The organism is Gimesia chilikensis (assembly GCF_007744075.1).
Lineage (GTDB): Bacteria > Planctomycetota > Planctomycetia > Planctomycetales > Planctomycetaceae > Gimesia > Gimesia chilikensis_A.
Genome location: NZ_CP036266.1, coordinates 4,134,045 through 4,151,994, shown reverse-complemented (window position 1 = coordinate 4,151,994; position 17,950 = coordinate 4,134,045). Strand labels below are relative to the sequence as shown.

General features: G+C 52.9%; 9 protein-coding genes. 7 read left to right on the top strand and 2 right to left on the bottom strand.

The features are described from left to right. The first annotated feature begins 237 nt into the window (after positions 1 to 237). The 3 genes from HG66A1_RS15755 to HG66A1_RS15745 all read left to right on the top strand — a co-directional run bounded on the left by HG66A1_RS15755 (position 238) and on the right by HG66A1_RS15745 (position 7,385). Complete coding sequence (locus HG66A1_RS15755; RefSeq protein ID WP_145185799.1) at positions 238 to 1,563, top strand: MFS transporter; 1,326 nt, start codon at positions 238 to 240, stop codon at positions 1,561 to 1,563. A 232-nt stretch (positions 1,564 to 1,795) separates the two neighbouring features. Further along, complete coding sequence (locus HG66A1_RS15750; protein WP_232106582.1) at positions 1,796 to 3,997, top strand: sulfatase-like hydrolase/transferase; 2,202 nt, start codon at positions 1,796 to 1,798, stop codon at positions 3,995 to 3,997. 79 nt (positions 3,998 to 4,076) lie between these two features. Continuing rightward, positions 4,077 to 7,385, top strand: coding sequence for a DUF4838 domain-containing protein (locus HG66A1_RS15745; protein ID WP_145185794.1), 3,309 nt, complete (start codon positions 4,077 to 4,079; stop codon positions 7,383 to 7,385). Positions 7,386 to 7,396: 11 nt separating this feature from the next. Here the strand turns inward: HG66A1_RS15745 and HG66A1_RS15740 are convergent, their stop codons facing one another. Together HG66A1_RS15740 and HG66A1_RS15735 are read right to left on the bottom strand one after the other, a co-directional pair. Further along, a complete protein-coding gene (locus HG66A1_RS15740) occupies positions 7,397 to 8,725 on the bottom strand; it encodes a sulfatase-like hydrolase/transferase (protein WP_145185791.1) in 1,329 nt (442 codons plus the stop codon). Positions 8,726 to 8,736: 11 nt separating this feature from the next. Further along, positions 8,737 to 10,698, bottom strand: a complete 1,962-nt coding sequence (locus HG66A1_RS15735; RefSeq protein WP_197997166.1) for an alpha/beta hydrolase family protein — start codon at positions 10,696 to 10,698, stop codon at positions 8,737 to 8,739. Between the two features lie 269 nt (positions 10,699 to 10,967). On the opposite strand from HG66A1_RS15735, the gene HG66A1_RS15730 reads away from it, so the two are divergent. The 4 genes from HG66A1_RS15730 to HG66A1_RS15715 all read left to right on the top strand — a co-directional run bounded on the left by HG66A1_RS15730 (position 10,968) and on the right by HG66A1_RS15715 (position 17,949). After that, complete coding sequence (locus tag HG66A1_RS15730) at positions 10,968 to 13,712, top strand: sulfatase-like hydrolase/transferase (RefSeq protein ID WP_145185785.1); 2,745 nt, start codon at positions 10,968 to 10,970, stop codon at positions 13,710 to 13,712. 268 nt (positions 13,713 to 13,980) lie between these two features. Beyond that, positions 13,981 to 15,591, top strand: coding sequence for a DUF1549 domain-containing protein (locus tag HG66A1_RS15725; protein WP_197997165.1), 1,611 nt, complete (start codon positions 13,981 to 13,983; stop codon positions 15,589 to 15,591). Between the two features lie 43 nt (positions 15,592 to 15,634). Further along, positions 15,635 to 16,894 carry a DUF1501 domain-containing protein gene (locus HG66A1_RS15720; protein WP_145185782.1) on the top strand — a complete coding sequence of 420 codons (1,260 nt, stop codon included), beginning with the start codon at positions 15,635 to 15,637 and terminating at the stop codon, positions 16,892 to 16,894. Next, positions 16,891 to 17,949, top strand: coding sequence for a WD40 repeat domain-containing protein (locus tag HG66A1_RS15715; RefSeq protein ID WP_145185779.1), 1,059 nt, complete (start codon positions 16,891 to 16,893; stop codon positions 17,947 to 17,949). Before HG66A1_RS15720 ends, HG66A1_RS15715 begins: the two co-directional genes overlap by 4 nt. Position 17,950: the final 1 nt, after the last annotated feature.

The window sequence follows — 17,950 nt, the reverse complement described above, 5'->3', positions numbered from 1 at the left end:
CTGAAGCAAGTCTATGTGGTTGGAATTCATAGTAGCGGATTTGATCCGGCAGTTCACGTATCTGGAGAAGGAAAACTGACAACAGGCTTTTTGATAAGAAGGTTTTTTAATTGCTTTCCCGAAGCCAAATGTGCCATCATGAAGAAGCATGAACTGCGCTCAGCCTGAACCGGTCACTGATAAGAGAGGCGATGGGAAGAAATACTCAGCCTCTGTAGTGGAGTGAAAATATCACTGATGGATTCTTCAGCAGACAGCTTCTCCCTGAATGATTCCAGGCCAACCCGGGTGCGTTATCTGGTACTGGCTGGTTTAAGCAGTGGTTTTCTACTGGCCTATCTGCCACGCGCGGGACTGGCTCCTCTGGCGACTACGATTCAGCAGGATCTCAGTCTGGATGATCTGCAGATGGGACGCGTGCTGGCTGCTTTTTATGCTGGTTATTTCCTGTTTCAGATTCCGGGAGGCATACTGGGACAAAAGCTGGGAAATCGGCTGGCGTTACCTTTGCTCCAGTTGACAGCAGGCATTGCGAATCTGTTAACGGCCCTGGCAGCTTCATTCGGACTGATCTGGTTTTCACGTCTGTTACTGGGACTGGCACAGGCCGGTATGGTTCCCTGTTCGGCACAAGTGATTAAGAACTGGATTCCCGAAGCGAAACGCGGAACAGCCAGTTCTCTGATGGGCAGTTTTATGTCCGTGGGGAGTATCATCGCCACAGGGGTGACTGCCGCATTGGTCGACCCGTTGGGCTGGCGTCTGCCCCTGGTATTGTTCAGTCTGTTCTCTGTCTGTTGGATGTTACTCTTTTTCCTGTTGTTCCGCGATCGTCCCCAGGACCACCCAAAGACGAATCATGCTGAAGTGGAACTGATTAACGCAGCGGACAGGAATACCGTCTCAGAAAATAAGGCAACAAGCTCGCCGCCGATTCGTCAGTTATTCATACGAATGGTCTCTAATGCGAGTCTCTGGCTGTTCTGTCTGCAGTCCGTCTTCCGGGCGTTTGGATACGCATTTTTCATTACCTGGTTTCCCGCTTACCTGCAGCAGTCCAGTGGCGCATCTGTGCAGAAAGCAGGACTGCTGGCGATGCTGCCACTGACAAGTATCGTGTTGGGGACCCTGGCGGGAGGCCGTCTGATCGATCTGATTTATCAATGGACGGGCAATAAATACTTCAGCCGTTCGCTGCTCAGTGCCGGATCCGCGCTGATCTGTGCAGTCTGTATTCTACTGGCCAGTCAGGTCCCTGCTGAAGATGCCGTCTACCTGATTTCCTGTGGAACGTTTCTTTCCGGCATGGGGAATCCGGCGATTTGGGTAACATCGATGGATCTGGGAGGCAGACATACATCGGTCATTATCGCGATTGTGAATATGGCAGGCGTCGTGGGCGGTTATCTCTCACCCATCGCCGTGGGCGCCTTATTCACCTATATCAAAGAAATGCCGGTACCGGAGTGGAATCTGGTACTTTACCTCTTTGCTGGAATCTATCTGGGCGCAACCTTGAGCTGGGCATTGATCAATCCCCGTAATTCCCTGTCTGAAAACTGAGGGCTGAGTTTCAGAGATAGTGAACGTTGTTTAAGAAGGTGACGTCCCCTCAGGAAATTCCTGCTCAACTGTCGCCTTTGCCTGCTTGTCCGGTTAAACTAAGGGGACCACTTATTTCATTCCGGTAGATTATCTCCCCGTAAAATTTCTGAAACTGAGCCCGGTTTGTCTGCAACACGATCAAACCTCACATGCTCCCTGTGACTCTGGCGCGAGTCTGGAAATGAACCTCATGATTGGGAAATTCAAAAGTTTACTTCTGCTGACTGCTCTGCTTTTACTCTCCTTGGGAAAATCGGAAGCAGCAGAGCGACCAAACATTGTTTTTTTCTTCGCCGATGATCAAACCACCAGCACGGTTGGCTGTTATGGTAATCAGGTAATCCAGACGCCCAACATCGATGAACTCGCTAAACGGGGCACTCGTTTTGAAAAAGCATACGTGAGCCAGGCAATCTGCTGGGTCAGTCGGACCACAATTCTGACCGGATTAACGGGACGCAGTTACGGAACTCCCGCTAATCCGGAACAGGCACGACCCGACGCGGTACAGACGCTGTATACAGATCTGCTCAGAGAGCAGGGGTATCGAACCGGTTTCTATGGGAAATGGCATGCGAAGATGCCGAAAGATTTCAAGCGGGAAGCGCACTTCGATGAGTTCGAAGCGATCAGCCGCAATCCATACTACAAGAAGCAACCGGATGGCAGCCTGCGGCATGAGACCGAATTAATCGTTGATCGCGGAATCGATTTCGTCAAATCGCAGCCCAAGGGGAAACCATTCGCCTTAAACCTGTGGTTCAATGCCTGTCACGCAGAAGACAGCGACCGACGTCCCGGAATTGGACACTTTCCCTGGCCGCGGACTGTCGATGGTATGTATGAAGACATTGAAATCGCGCCACCTCGTCTGGGAGATCCTGAGATCTTCAATGCACAACCGAATTTCCTGCAGACCACGATCAATCGGGAACGTTATTTCTGGCGCTGGAATACGCCTCAGAAATATCAGACAAACATGCGGGCTTACTACCGCATGGTCAGCGGTATCGACGGAGCAATCGGTCGGTTCCTGAAAGCACTGGAAGAAGCCGGGCTCGCTGATAACACAATCATCGTGTATTCGGCTGATAACGGCTACTACATGGCCAATCGCGGTTTTGCCGGAAAGTGGTCACACTATGAGAATGCACTCCAGGTACCACTGATTGTCATGGATCCCCGTGTTCCGAAAGAAGAACAGGGCAAAGTGACTGACGCACTGGCGCTGAATCTTGACCTGCCTGCAACGTTTCTGGACTGGGCTGGCGTGGACGTTCCGAAACGGTACCAGGGACAGAGTCTCCAGCCCGTCGTGAAGGGAGCGAAACCAGCCGACTGGCGGACTGAAACATTCCATGAACACTTCGCAGTACGCAATCGCATTCCGGCCTTCGAAGGAATTCGTGACGGAAACCTGAAATACGTGCGTTACTTTGATCATGATAACTACGAGTATTTGCACGATCTGGAGTCAGATCCAGATGAACTGGTCAACCTGGTGGGAAATCCCAGGTATGCAGAGCAGCTTCAGGCGCTCAGAGATCGCACGACAGAGCGAGTTAAAGAACTGGGAGGCCCTTTGGATCCACTGCGCGGTGGATTCCGAGATTCCACGGTTCCGTATCCGGTCGCTTCTGCAGCCGTTGGCGCCCGCGCGGACAACGATGGTTTTGTCAGTGTCTTCGACGGCAAAACCCTACGGCACTGGACCGGCGATCCACAATACTGGTCTGTTGAAGCAGGGGCTCTGACGGGGAAAACGGATGGTTCTCTGAAGATGAATCGTTTCATTACCTGGAAAGATTCCACAATTCGTAACTTTGACTTACGAGTCAAAGTGAAAGTGACAGAAGGGGGCAACAGCGGGATTCAGTATAGGGGAACCTCTCGCCCCGATCTCGGACTGGATATCGTAACCGGCTATCAATGTGATGTGGTGGCCAATAATCCGAATTACAATGGTATGCTGTATGAGGAGAAGGGACGTCGAATTCTCTCGCACACCGGTGAGAAAGTCATCATCGCATCCGATGGTCAGCCCTGGGTGGTTGGTAAGATGCCCGTCAAAACATTCGCCCCTGACGAATGGCATGATTTCCGGGTGCTGGTGCGTGGCAATCATCATGAACACTGGATTGACGGTCACAAGACTGCGGACCTGATCGACCTCGATCCCAAAGGTCGGGCACTGGAAGGTGTGCTGGCCGTTCAGGTACACGTTGGACCGAAGATGAAAATTCAATACAAGGATTTCAAAATCAAGCATCTGCCAGACGATCTGCCTTTAGAACAGGCTGAGGATCATCCGATTTCTGCAGATGCTTACGGTGTTCGTCCCCAGGGACGCCTGCCCAAAAACTGGAAGCCGCCGATTTACGGCAAACAGTAATCGGCCGCCGGCTGGTGCTGAAAGTACGCTCGCTACAGTTTGACAACTGATTTCACCTTAGACAGTGACGGAGTTCAAAATGCGGATTTCACTTCTGCTGGCTGGCGTTCTGTGGTGTTTCACTTTCGTGCTGGATACGGTAACTGCTGCGGAACAGTATCTGGTCAGGGAGGGACGGGCAGAAGCAGAAATCGTGATTGATCCTGCGGCCCAGCGCAGCACGCGACTGGCTGCCCGGGAACTTCAGCAGTACCTTAAAAAGATTTCAGGAGCAAAACTGGAAATCGTCACTGAGACGACGGCTACTGTGCCAGTCAAAGTTTTGATCGGGGCGAGTAAAGAAGCAGAAAAGCGGGGAGTCACGACTGCCGGACTGAAAGCAGGAGCCTACCGGATTGTAGCCGGCGACAACTGGCTTGCTATGCTCGGCGACGATACTAATTTCGTACCGATCGAACCTTGGCCCCGTAATCATCGCGATCTGGCCAGTGGTAAAGTACAGGCGGCCTGGAATGCGATTACCGGTGAGCACTGGGGCTACCCCCATTCTCAGCTTTACAAGCATTACACGGGTTCAACGGGTCTGTTTGGAACACCGAACGAGCAACTGGTCGACAAAACAGGCCAGGTCAATGTGTGGGGCTTTGACGAAAGGGGTTCCTTCAACGCGGTCTGCGGATATTTACGGGGACTGGGTGTGCGCTGGTATCTACCGGGGGAACTGGGAGAAGTCATTCCCCGGCAGAATACGATTCCATTACCGGTAATCGATGAAACGGTACAACCCGATTTTTCGCTGCGGACGATTAATTTCCGTCTCGGAGTGTATGGTCGCGATGCTGCCATGTGGGCCATGCGGCTGGGGGTAAGACAACCCTACGGTCGGCAGGCCGCCCATGGTCTTGATCATATGACGCACAATACAGAGACACTCGAAAAGCATCCTGAATGGTTTGCCCTTTATGGTGGAAAACGTGATACCCAATCGGGGAAACGCCTGAATCAGCTGTGCTACTCGAATGAGGAACTGTTTCAGCAGACCGTGCGCTATGTGCGAGCCCAGTTTGATCATTTCGATATGGATGTCGTGTCGGTGATGCCCCCCGATGGTTATACCGCGATCTGTCAATGTGAGCATTGTGCAGGTAAGGATACTCCCGAACGAGGTTACCGCGGCGCGTTTTCCGATTATGTCTGGGAGTTTGTGAATCGAGTGGCTAAAGAGGTTCGTAAAACGCACCCGGACCACAAAATCTCGAACTGTGCCTATGGAACTTATACGCAACCTCCTGAAAAGATCGACCGTCTCGAACCCAACGTGCAGGTGATTATTGTGGGGGGAAGAAGACCGACGTCTGCAGACCGGGAAGAACTCCGCCAGTTGCGTGACGCCTGGGTGAAAAAAACAGCAAACCCGATCATTATCTTCGAAAACTATCCCTTTACCGGACGTGGCTTCTATCTGCCGGCCTTTATTCCTCACGTACTGGGCGAGAGCATCAACGAGACTAAAGGGATCTCGAAGGGAGAAGACATCTGGCTCACGATGGATTTCGGCGAGAATGCGATTGGCTATAACCACTTTCTGATTTACTTCACCGCGCGGATGTACTGGGGGGGGAAAGACCAGAATGTGGATGCCCTGTTCAACGAGTACTGTGACCTGTTTTACGGACCCGCTGCTCAGGAGATGCGCACCTTCTTTCTTTACTGTGAAGAACACTGGCGCGAGATGGAGAAAGAGGCTGAGAAGGCCAGTCGCGCACTGGAACTGTTTTCTGTCGCGAAAGCGAAAGTGCAAAGTGACTCCGTTTATGGTCGGCGAATGGCACTCATCGACAATTTCCTCAACGGACTGCGGAATAAAAGTGTTCAACTGGCACAGAAACGGGGACCGGTTCCAGTTTTAAGGCTGGTGGGTGATCCCCGAGGTGAAATTGTAATCGATGGGCAACTCGATGACCCCCTCTGGGAAAACTGTCCCACCGCCTCGACGGGGAGTCTGCGTGAACTGCAGACCGGACGCTTGCCCGTTTATGGCACATCAATCAAATCACGCTGGGTAGGCCGTGATCTCTATTTTGCGATCCGTTGTGAGGAAGCACCGGGCGAACGGCCTCGCAGCACCTCAACAAAAAATGAAGATCAGGCAATCTGGTTTGGTGATGCGATCGAAATTCTGCTCAGCACAGAGTCGCATAGTTATTATCAACTGGCCATCAATCCAGCCGGGGCGCTGATTGATCTGGATCGAGGGGCCGATAAAAAGGACTGGTTCCGCTGGGATTCACAGGCTGAGGTCGCTACCCAGATTAAAGACGGCTACTGGACTGCTGAAGTGCGGATTCCCGTTGTCCAGGATGAAAACGATCCTCTGCATCAGGTAATCGGACATCGTCCTACAGTGAGCCTTCCCTGGCACATTAATGTCTGTCGTCAACGAATTCGTGACAATGGTTCTGAATACTCGGCATTCGCGCCCACAGGATCTTCCGGTTTTCATCAGCCGATGAAATTCGCCTACTTTTATCGAGGACTGTCTCACCAGTTCGAAGCCGATCCGAGCGTGACAGATTACCTGATTACGAGCAAAAAAGCAGAAACACTGATGCGGCGCCGCAAGTATCAGTCTGCTCAAGATCTGTTCCTGTCCCTGGCTGCAGAAAAACAGATCACGGACCTGCAGAAGTCCGTGGCACTCCAGCAGGCGGTGGAATGTGCCCGTCACCTGAAACAGGAATCACAAGCGGAATCGCTGGCTGAAAAAATTCCACTCGATACCGTGGCGAAGACAGTGCGTATGCAGAACCTGCTGGCACAGCGAAACTATACTGAGTTGATTCAGCAGTTCCAATCAGAGGATTTTCAGACCTGGCCATTCAGTCAAGTCGGAGAAGCCGCTCTGGCGCGGGGAATGGCCCGTTTACGAATGAAGCAGGGAGAGGCTGCTGAGACCGATCTGACACTGGCGTTGAATTATACCCCGGATCCACGCATCCAATCTCAGATCCTCCTGTTGCTGGGAGAAAACAGAGAACACAATCTGGCGGATGAAGCTGGGGCTCTGAAGGCGTATCGTCAGAACTACGAGGGCGCAGGACGAGTAGGTTCAGCAGATCAGTTCCGCTCAATTGAGGGAGCGGCCCGGATTCTCACGAAACAGGGGAAATACGACGACGCATTACAGGCGCTGGAAAAAGCCGAGATCGATCAACTCAAAGGTTTCTGGCGTCATGAAATGCAACTCGCGAAGGGGCACACGCTGGCTGCTGCGGGTAAAAAGCAGGCCGCGCAGCAGATTTACCAGAGTGTGTTGCAGGACAAGACCTCATCTTCAGGACACCGTCAGCAGGCTGAGGAACAACTCAAACAACTGGGGGCACCCTGATTCTAAAGTGATTAATGGGTCGGCTTCAAAGGTCCCTGCATCTTCTCAAGCGTGTCTTGTAAGGAAGCATAGTTGCGTTTTGCTTTTCCTGATAACGCATCTGTTTTCAGGGGAGACTTCTCCAGTGGGTCCTGTTTGAGATCGAAGAAGCGTCCGTCATCGTAGAGTTTCCAGTTCAGAGAACGGACACACCGTTTACCCCGGTGTTCAATAAAGATCCAATCGCGACGATCTTTTCCGGAAGCACCCTCGAGAACTTCAGCAAAACTGACTCCATCCCGGGGAACGCCATCATCCTTGAGGCCGGCGACATCCGCGACCGTTGGCAGGTAATCGGTCAGGTCAACCATGGTGTTAACTTCCTGGCCTGCTTTAATGTGTCCCGGCCAGTTTGCGATCAGGGGAACCCGGGTTCCTGTATCATCCAGTTTACCCTTGCCGCCCGGGACGATTGTGTTGTTTTGTACCGAAACCACTTTAGGACGCACCATCTTCCCCTGTTCATTGACGTACAGGTAGCTCGCGGCGGGGGTCCCGTTATCGGTGGTGAAGAGGATCAGGGTATTATCGCGGACTCCCATTTCATCCAGGGAAGCCACTAGGCGACCGACCATGTCATCCATGGATGTCATCATCTCAGCAAAAGTCAGCCAGTGCCCGTCATGTGCGTAAGCGACATGCTTTCCTTTCAGGTCATCAGTTACATCATGACAGAGGGCCATCGGGTAATAGGCGAAAAACGGCTTCCCCTCTTTATGGCTCTCTTTCATGAAGTCAATCAGAAAATCGGTGTAAATATCCGGCCCATATTTGCCCTCGGTGTTTTTCAGCAACTTGCCATTCTGGTAAATCAGTGGATCATGATAGCGGCCTCCTTCATGCCAGCCAAACAGACACCACTTATCAAAGCCGACGCGACTGGGGTGATCCAGATCGTTTTTCATGAAACACAGCTGCCATTTTCCAGCAACAGCAGTCGCATAGCCGGCCTGCTGCATGCGATCGCCAATGCAGATCCCCTCGGCAGCGTCTGGAAAGTCTCCCCATTTCGAGCCAGCTTTACCAAACCGGAACGGATATCGGCCTGTCATCAGGCAGACGCGAGAGGGGTGACAGACGGGCATTGAGTATGCCTGGGTAAATTTAAGACCTCCCTGGGCCAGCTTATCAATGTGGGGAGTCGGATAGCTCTGTCCCCCGTAACAGCCGATGGCGTCACTGCCCACATCATCTGCCATAATCAGCAGAATGTTGGGTTGGGACTCAGCAGCAGACAGGACAGCCGGGGAAATGAACAGCAGCGCGAACGCCAGTGTATAAACAAACTTCAGGGCAGGCATGGGGAAACTCCTCAGGGGGTAGTAGATATCAATGCTTTCAGATCGGGTAAATCATAATAACGCAATCCAGCATGAACCGCGTTGTGGATGTGCTGGTGTGCATCCGGTGTCTTCATTAACGATCTCCAGGACGGAATTCCGCCCCTGGCAGTTAATTCAGAAATCAGCGCTGGCTCAAGAGCGGCAGCATGAAGTCCCGCCGGGGTAAGTTCTCCCCCGGTAACGAGACGCAGCGACTCCGCCTGTTGTTGGGTTTTCAACCACCGGGCACAGACCAGCATATCTTCTGTCCGCAGACTCAACCAGGAACGTCCCAGCATGTAAGCGATGTAATAATCGGCTCCGAAGAACCGCCAGTTGCGGGTTGTGGTTTCGCCTGTGTCACGAACTTCGACGATGAGTACCGGATGCCCCTGGCGATGCAGTTGCCGCGCTTCTATGACTGCGCTGTTCATTCCCGCTGCGGGAGCCAGCAGGACAGGCGGGGCGGATCCTCCGGGCCAGTACAACGCAGGGAGGACAATTCCGGGTTCAGGGTGGATGATCAGTCGCAGAGGTTCATCATGGTTCGAGCCAGGCTGAAACTGCTGTGATTTCGCAGGTCTGCCATTTGAACCGATGAGTTCGACTCGCGGCTCTGGCAGTTGCGTCAATTTTCGAATTCCAGTTACCTGGCGGACCAGGTCGCGCGTCAGGGGAGGCCGCTTCAGGGCCAGTCGCCGTTCTTCAGCCTGATTTACTTCGAGCAGCGAACGGGCCAGAGGCAGTTGTTGTACCTGGCCGCTGGGTGTGACCTGCAATTCCCGATCTGTGTAGATCTTGACGGGGGCCTCCTCGAATACGTTAATCTGACGTCCATGCAACCAGCGTGCAAAGAAACGGGCGGCTCCTTCTCTGAGTCGTTGGCTGAAACCATGTTTTTCATTGGCTTCGATCAGTGAAATCCGTTCCGGATATCCGAGCAGGGTGTAGGCCCGCTTAGCCTGTCTGAAAGCATCCCAGGTGCCTTCAATCGGCACAAAATCACGCGTCGCAGCCAAAATGAGCGTTGGTTTCGGGGCTCGACTGAGGATAAAATCCGGGTGATCAAAACCTTCGCGGATTTGCGCATAGAGATTCTGCTCGGCATCACCAGGGCCGGGGCTCTCATTTTTCTCACGATGGGTGGTCATGAAACAACCAGGCGCAGCAGCCTGGATGCGTTCATCATAGGCCATCAGAAAACTGGTGAGGTTACCTCCCCCCGAATTTCCGGTGCAGCCAATACGTTGCGCGTCGACATCGGGGCGACTGCAGAGATAATCGAGAGCACGGACCGCGTCCCAGACCATGTAACCGCCGAGGCTGCGTCCCAGCAGAATCGGCGCGACTCCCAGTTCCTGGTGTTCATGACTGGCGCGATGTGCTGGTTCGCCATCAGAATCGATGATCTGTTTACGTTCACCCTGACCGATGGGATCAAAGCAGAGCACTACGAATCCCTGTTTGACCAGTAACTGGTTCGCTTTCTGGTAAGATTCGTATGCTTTCCCGTTTTCACTATGTCCCAGAGGATGCAGAATCGCCGGGAAAGGGCCGGGACCTTCAGGACGATACAGATTCGCGGTCACATAAAAACCGGGCTGGCTCTCAAAGTAGAGTTTTTCGATCGTGAATCCATCGGCTTCGATCGTGTCGGTAACCATGGGATTCAGAGGAGTCCGTGGCGGCATCTCTCCCAGACACATACGTAATGTCTTTCGCCGTTTCTGCTGATATGCGGCGAAGCGTTCTGGAGAGCTTAGTGCCTGCTCGAATTCTGCTCGGCGTTGATCAAGTGCCTGATGGCTCTGTTCACGCAACCAGCTGCGCATCATCTGCTGTGTTTTGTCAGTATTAAAATGGGGAGGCAATACGCGATAGGGTTTCTGGGCCAGGCCTTCGTTACCAATGACGCTCAGGATAATGACCAGGCTGAGAATAAATGACTTCACGGAAGTTTCCGTTCTGGCAGGTGGGATGCTGGGGTAAGATGGATATAGCTTCATCCTAACAGCTCACTTTCACTCAAGTCCAGTGTGATTGATGTCCCGCTGTAAGAGGACCCGATATTGAAATCGCTATTGAGAGTCAGTTCTATATTTGTGATATGCGTAGCATGAAGGCTATAATTCACTTTCTATCAAAAGAGTATCCAGTCTGATTCAATCCATTCTATTGACTGTTTAACATCATCAAAGTGCCACATCAGGGGAGTTAACAGATGCGCTTATCTGGAATTACCTGTCTTATCCTGGTACAGCTGTTTGTATCAGCTGTCTCAGCAGAAACGCCTCGACCGGATATGGTCATCTTTCTCTCAGACGATCATACCTGGCGTGATTCCTCGGTCTATGGCTCTCCCGATATCAAAACTCCCAATATGGATCGCCTGGCGGCCCGGGGGATGACGTTCAACAACGCGTTTGTGGCTTCTCCCAGTTGTGCCCCCAGTCGCGCCGCGTTGCTCACAGGATTGTATCCTGCCAATAACGGAGCGGAACCGAATCACTCCCGGCCGCGGCCTGAAATCAAGAAGTTGCCCGCGTACCTGCAGGAACTGGGATACGAGGTCGTCTCATTCGGCAAGGTCGGCCATTATAAACAGACGCCTGAATACGGGTTCGATATCGCCCGTCATTTTCGCTATCACGAAGACGTCGCCATTCACAAGGCCATTGAATGGCTCCAGCAGCGCGACAGTAATCGGCCACTCTGCCTGTTTGTCGGTACGAACTGGCCTCACGTTCCCTGGCCGGAAGAGATTGGCGACATCGATCCCGCAGCATTGCAGGTACCTCCCCATCATGTGGATACGCCGGTCACGCGAGAGTGGCGGGCGAAATACATGGCCGCCATTCAGACTATGGATCGCGAACTGGGGCAAGTCTATGACGTGGCTCGACAGAAGCTGGGAGAGGATGTCTTCTTTCTGCATACCAGCGATCATGGCGCACAGTGGCCGTTTGGAAAATGGAATCTGTATGACGAAGGGATTCGTACCCCGCTGATTGTGAGCTGGCCGGGACAGATCAAACCTGGAGTTCGTACAGACGCGATGGCATCGTGGATTGATATTCTACCGACACTGATCGATGTCGCCGGAGGCACGCCTCCTGACTCCATTGACGGCCGCAGCTTGCTCCCCGTCCTGAAAGGGGAAACAAGCAAACATCGCGAGGTTATCTTCACCACGCATTCGGGGGACGGCGATAACAACGTCTACCCGATGCGGGCTGCTCGAACGCTGGATGGCTGGAAGTACATCCGTAATCTGCATCCCGAGTTCCGGTTTACCAGTCACGTGACGAATGCACGTGCTAAAAACGGTTACTGGGACAGTTGGGTTCAAAAAGCAATTACCAATCCCCAGGCACGACAGAAAGTACGACGTTATCTCGAACGACCGGATGAAGAATTGTACCAGGTCAATACTGATCCCTATGAGCAGCAGAACCGGGTCAATGAACCTGAACAGGCGGAACGTCTGCGCATGCTGCGACAACAGGTCGATGACTGGCTGGCGGAAACGGGAGACCAGAAAAATGTCTACGGCAGACCACAGCGGATTGCAGCTCAAGAGAAACCGAATGTGATCATGGTCTTCATTGACGACATGGGCTGGTCGGATCTCTCCTGTTTTCAGGGAACTGCTGTCAAAACAGAAAATATTGATCGACTGGCAGACGAGGGAATCCGCTTTACGAATTTCTATGTGAATTCACCCATCTGCTCACCGTCGCGGGTCGCTTTGACCACCGGACAATATCCTCAGCGCTGGCGAATCAATTCTTATCTGGCGCAACGCAAAAAGAACCGGGAACGCGGGCTGGCGCAATGGCTGGATCCCAAGGCACCTGTGCTGGCACGGGAACTGAAGCATGCGGGGTATGCAACAGGGCACTTTGGAAAATGGCACATGGGCGGCCAGCGGGATGTGGGAGAAGCGCCTTTGATCACCCGCTACGGTTTTGATCAGAGCCTGACGAACTTCGAAGGCCTCGGCCCACGTGTTTTGCCTCTGAAGGACGCCTATGATGGAAAGCCTCCCCAGAAACATGATCTCGGTTCCGCCAACCTCGGACACGGTCCCATTCGCTGGGAAGATCGTTCCGTCGTAACGGCCGCTTTTGTAAAAGACGCTCTGAACTTTATCGATCAGGCTGAAGCGACAGGCCAGCCTTTCTATCTGAATCTCTGGCCCGATGATGTGCATTCTCCGTTCTTTCCGCCCGAAGTCATGCGCGATGCGACGGACGGAAGTAAACGGGCCCTCTATTACGCGGTTCTCAAAGCCATGGATCAACAGTTGGGGGCATTGTTTGATCGCATTCGAAATGACGCGAAACTGAAAAACAATACGTTGATTCTGATCGCGTCCGACAATGGTCCGGAGACCGGTGCTGGTCTTGCCAATCCATTGCGGGGAGCTAAGACCTGGCTGTATGAAGGCGGTGTGCGTTCGCCGCTAATCGTCTGGGGGCCGTCGCTCATCAATCCGAAAGCTGCTGGCACAACAAACAATACGTCCGTACTCAGCGCCCTGGATTTAAACCGTTCGCTGTATTCACTGACGGGAACGGAACTCCCACAGAGAGTTCAACTTGATGGTGAGGATCTGGCTGACACATTGCTGGGAAAAGCAAAACAGAGCAGGCAGGCACCGCTGTTCTGGAGGCGCCCTCCCGATCGGCCGGGAACCAGGGAAGAACCGAATCCGGATCTGGCCGCTCGTGCGGGAAAATGGAAGTTTTACATGAACTACGATCAGACAGGCATTCAGCTCTACGATCTCGAACAGGATGTCTCTGAAACCCGAAACCAGGCGGCACAACATCCGGATTTGGTTAAACGCTTGCAGCAGGCGGTCATCGAATGGAATTCTGGTCTTCCTGCAGACGCCGGAGATCCCAACTGGCGGCCGAAAAAGAAACCTGCCAAGACAGGAAAGGCAAAGGCTGCTAACTGATTCATGAGTCTTATTATTCTCTCCAGAATGCCTGTATTGAGTGATGATCTCACACTTGGAGTGGATCTGCTGAAAAAAGTTAGGATTCATAAGAAAAGATTGAATTGATCGAATTCATCGGCTAGAATCAGACTACCGATCAAGATATGTTCATGCGTCGGTCCCTGCTCGCATCATCCTACCCAAATAGCGTGACCCTATGAGATTACGTTCCTTCCACACAATGGTAGCGTGTCTGGTGTTGGTTCTGTCAGGAATCACATCGACTGTGTCTGCCCAGACTCCACTGCATCAGCAGATCGATCAGCTCATTGCTGAAGGAAAGCAGCAGTTCGAACAACAGGCTGCTCCTCTGGCCGATGATGCCACGTTCCTGAGGCGGGTGACCCTGGACCTGTCAGGGACCATTCCCACGGCCGATGAAGTTCGAACTTTTGTGGCAGATTCGTCTCCGGACAAACGCAGCCAGCGGATCAACCAGTTACTTGCCTCACCAGAACACGCCCGAAGGTTACAGTATCTGTTCGACACGATGCTGATGGAGCGTCGACCGGGCAAATATGTGAAGACAGCCGAGTGGGAAGAATACCTGCGTCAGTCTTTTCTGGAGAACCGTCCCTGGGATGAACTGGTTCATGAAATTCTGACTGTCGACGGAACAGATAAGACAACACGACCCGCGGCCCGTTTTCTGTTGGATCGGGAATTAAAATCCGAAGTCGTGACGCGCGATCTGGGCCGCATCTTTCTGGGACGCGATCTGCAATGTGCCCAGTGCCATGATCATCCCAATGTGAATGATTACCTGCAGCGACACTACCATGGTCTCGATGCCTTCCTGAGCCGCAGTTATCTCTTTAAGGATCCCAAGACCAAGCAGGCCTCGATCGGTGAAAAAGCCGAAGGCCAGGTCTCCTTTACATCCGTGTTTACCAAAGAAGAGGGGATGACCGCCCCCCGGGTACTGGATCTTCCCGAAATTCCGGATCCGGCGGACGCGAAAAAAGCCTATAAAGTCAAACCTGCGAAAAATGTACGTTCGGTCCCGGTTTACAGTCGACGTTTGCAACTGGCGGATGCACTGACCAGTCAGCATAACGAAGCGTTCCGGAAGAACATTGTGAACCGTCTCTGGGCAATGATGATGGGCCAGGGCCTGGTCGAGCCACTGGATATGTGGCACTCGGACAATCCCCCCACCCATCCGAAAATCGTATCGCTTCTGAGTGAAGAGCTAGCGAATCATGAGTTTAATCTGCGGTACGTGATTCGTGAGCTGGCACTGACCCAGACCTACCAGCGCAGCAGTCATGTTTCAGCTGAAACTGAGATCCCCGAGCGATCAGCTTACCAGATGGGCCTGCTCAAACCATTGACCCCCGAACAACTCGCCTGGTCCATGATGCAGGCCACCGGAGTGACCTCGGCGACCTTGGAACGTCTGCAGGCGAAACAACGCAAAGTCGATGAGAAACAGAATACCAAAAAAGCTGATGCCCCTCTCTGGCAGGAAGAGGCATTACACGACGCCTTGAAGGGGAACGTGGCTGCCTTTGTCCGGACATTTGGGATTGTCGGCGCACAGACCACACGTTTCGACGCCTCGGCTGATCAGGCCCTGTTTCTGTTAAACGGTAACACGATCCAGGCCTGGCTCGCTCCCTCTGGTAATCAATTGACGGCCCGTCTGAAGAAGCTGGATCAGCCGACCGCTATCGCAGAGGAGTTGTATCTTTCCGTATTTTCACGGTTCCCCACCGAAACAGAAATCAAACAGGTGGCCCTGTTTCTGGAAGGCGACCCGAAGCCTGCCGACCAGGATCTGCAACAACTTATCTGGGCGGCACTCTCTTCTGACGAGTTTCGTTTCAATCATTAAACCCATCACCTGAGTTTCTCACTGAGAGGCAAAAGGACATAGTATGAAACGCAATCAAGGATGCCATTCTCTGGATCACCAGATTGCCCGGCGACAGTTCCTGGCGGGGGCCGCTGGTGGAGCAGTCTGCCTGGGGCTCTCGGATCTGTCTGCACACGCAGAGACGGTGAAGAGCCAGCATAAACGGATTCTGCAGGTGTATCTCCAGGGGGGCGTCAGCCAATTGGAATCCTGGGATCCGAAACCGGGAACTGAATTTGGTGGACCGTTTCGTGCGATTCCGACCTCAGTTCCAGGCATGCATATTTCTGAGTTGCTGCCTCATACTGCTCAGAGAATGCATCTGCTCTCAATCGTTCGCAGCATTAATATTAAGACGAACGACCATTCGCAGGGACGCCTGTTTATGGAGAAAGGGAGACGGGCTGGCGAGTATCCCTATATCGGTTCGATCGCCTCAAAGTATCTGGCTCCTGCAAACAGCGAACTACCGGGCTATATTCATATCTCGACAAGAGGACTCAGCGACGCGACGGCAGCATTTCTCGGAGCGCAGCATGCCCAGTTGAAATTTGAAGGGGTCAAACCGCCTCAGAACCTGGGATTACCCAAAAACCTGAATGCGACCGCAAACACACGCCGCCTGCAACTCCGGCAGCAGTTCAACCAGCAGTTTCGACAGGGACGCCGTAAGGCACAGACAGAAACCTTCGATGCTTCGTTTCAGCAGGCCTCCAAATTGATGGCCCGTAAGTCGTTCTTCGAGAAAACACCTGACGCTAAAGACCTCGAACGCTACGGCAAACATGATTTCGGTCGGAACTGCCTTTTGGCGAGAAAGCTTCTGGAGAATAATGCTACCTGCGTTAAAGTGACCCATCACGGGTACGATTCTCATGCCGAGAATTTTAATTTCCATCTTGAGCAGCTCGGGGAATTCGACAAAACATTTTCCATGCTGCTCGATGATCTGCATGAGCGAGGCATGCTGGAGAGTACGCTGGTGATGGTCTATTCCGAATTCGGCCGAACCCCGAAAATCAATGTCCGCTACGGACGCGATCACTGGGGAACTGCGTGGTCGATCGCCTTGGGAGGTTGTGGTGTTCAGCCGGGAGCCATTATTGGTAAGACCAACGAAAAAGGGACTGCCGTCGCAGATCGAGAAGTCGACGCCGGTCACCTGTTTCATACCTATCTGCAGGCACTGGGCATTGATTCGACCCGCGACCATGAGATCGGCGGACGTTCAATTCCCATCGGTGATCCTACCACACAACCCATTAAGGAGTTGTTAGCATGAAGCCGCAACAGACCACCGAACCACTTGTTGCCACCAAACCCGTCATTGACTACAACGCCGTCGATCCGGTGTTGACGCACCAGACAGCTGAGTTCAAACATAAATTCCCTCTGACTTCCTGCAAGGTCGATCCCACCGGAACACATCTGGTGGCGGGAGCTGAAGAACTGGAAATTCAGGTTTGGAACTTAAAGACCAAAGCACAGAGAACACTCAAAGGACATACCAGTTGGGTGCGCTGTTTTGATTTTTCCCGAGATGGAAAAACTCTCTACTCGGCCTGTTGGGGAGGAGAGATTAAAGCCTGGAATCTGGCGGATGCAGAACCCAAACCTACCTTGAGCATACAGGCACATCAGGGCTCGGCTCGCTGGGTTCGGATATCGCCCGACCAGACGAAACTGGCGACCTGTGGCAATGATCTGCTCGTGAAAGTCTGGAACGTCAGTGATGGCAAATTACTGCATTCCTTTAATGGACACGAACGACACGTCTATGCGGTCGATTTCCATCCGGATGGTCAACAGCTGGCCTCTCAGGATCTGATGGGCACCATTCACGTCTGGGATTTACAGACCGGTAAGAAGGTACGCAGCATCGATGCCGGCGTCATGACCGGTTACGACAACAAATTTGCCGCAGATATGGGCGGCGCCCGCGATTTCAAGTTTAGTACCGATGGCAGCGAACTGGCCAGTGCAGGGATTACAAAAGTCGTGAACTCCTTTGCTGGAGTCCAGGATCCCATCATCGTGTTGTTCGACTGGAAGTCTGGAAAAGCCAAAGCACAACTCAAGCCAGATAAAACATTCCAGGGAATCGCCTGGGGGGTTCGTTTCCATCCGGAGAACTTCCTGATTGGCGCTGGAGCCAACAGGAGCGGTAAAGGCGAACTCTGGTTCAGAAAGCCGGGTGAAGAAGAGTTCTTCCACACCATGAAGCTTTCAACGGCAGCCCGGGGGCTGGACCTGTTTCAGGATGGCAGGCACCTGGCTGTTGCCCACTCAGATGGGGCGGCACGCGTTTATCGCATGACCGAAAAACAACCTGCCTAGA

Bases quoted from the DNA above. Each gene is read 5' to 3' on its own strand.
- HG66A1_RS15715 (WP_145185779.1), top strand. From the start codon at position 16,891: ATGAAGCCGCAACAGACCACCGAACCACTTGTTGCCACCAAACCCGTC.
- HG66A1_RS15720 (WP_145185782.1), top strand. From the start codon at position 15,635: ATGAAACGCAATCAAGGATGCCATTCTCTGGATCACCAGATTGCCCGG.
- HG66A1_RS15750 (WP_232106582.1), top strand. From the start codon at position 1,796: ATGATTGGGAAATTCAAAAGTTTACTTCTGCTGACTGCTCTGCTTTTA.
- HG66A1_RS15740 (WP_145185791.1), bottom strand. From the start codon at position 8,725: ATGCCTGCCCTGAAGTTTGTTTATACACTGGCGTTCGCGCTGCTGTTC.
- HG66A1_RS15745 (WP_145185794.1), top strand. From the start codon at position 4,077: ATGCGGATTTCACTTCTGCTGGCTGGCGTTCTGTGGTGTTTCACTTTC.
- HG66A1_RS15730 (WP_145185785.1), top strand. From the start codon at position 10,968: ATGCGCTTATCTGGAATTACCTGTCTTATCCTGGTACAGCTGTTTGTA.
- HG66A1_RS15755 (WP_145185799.1), top strand. From the start codon at position 238: ATGGATTCTTCAGCAGACAGCTTCTCCCTGAATGATTCCAGGCCAACC.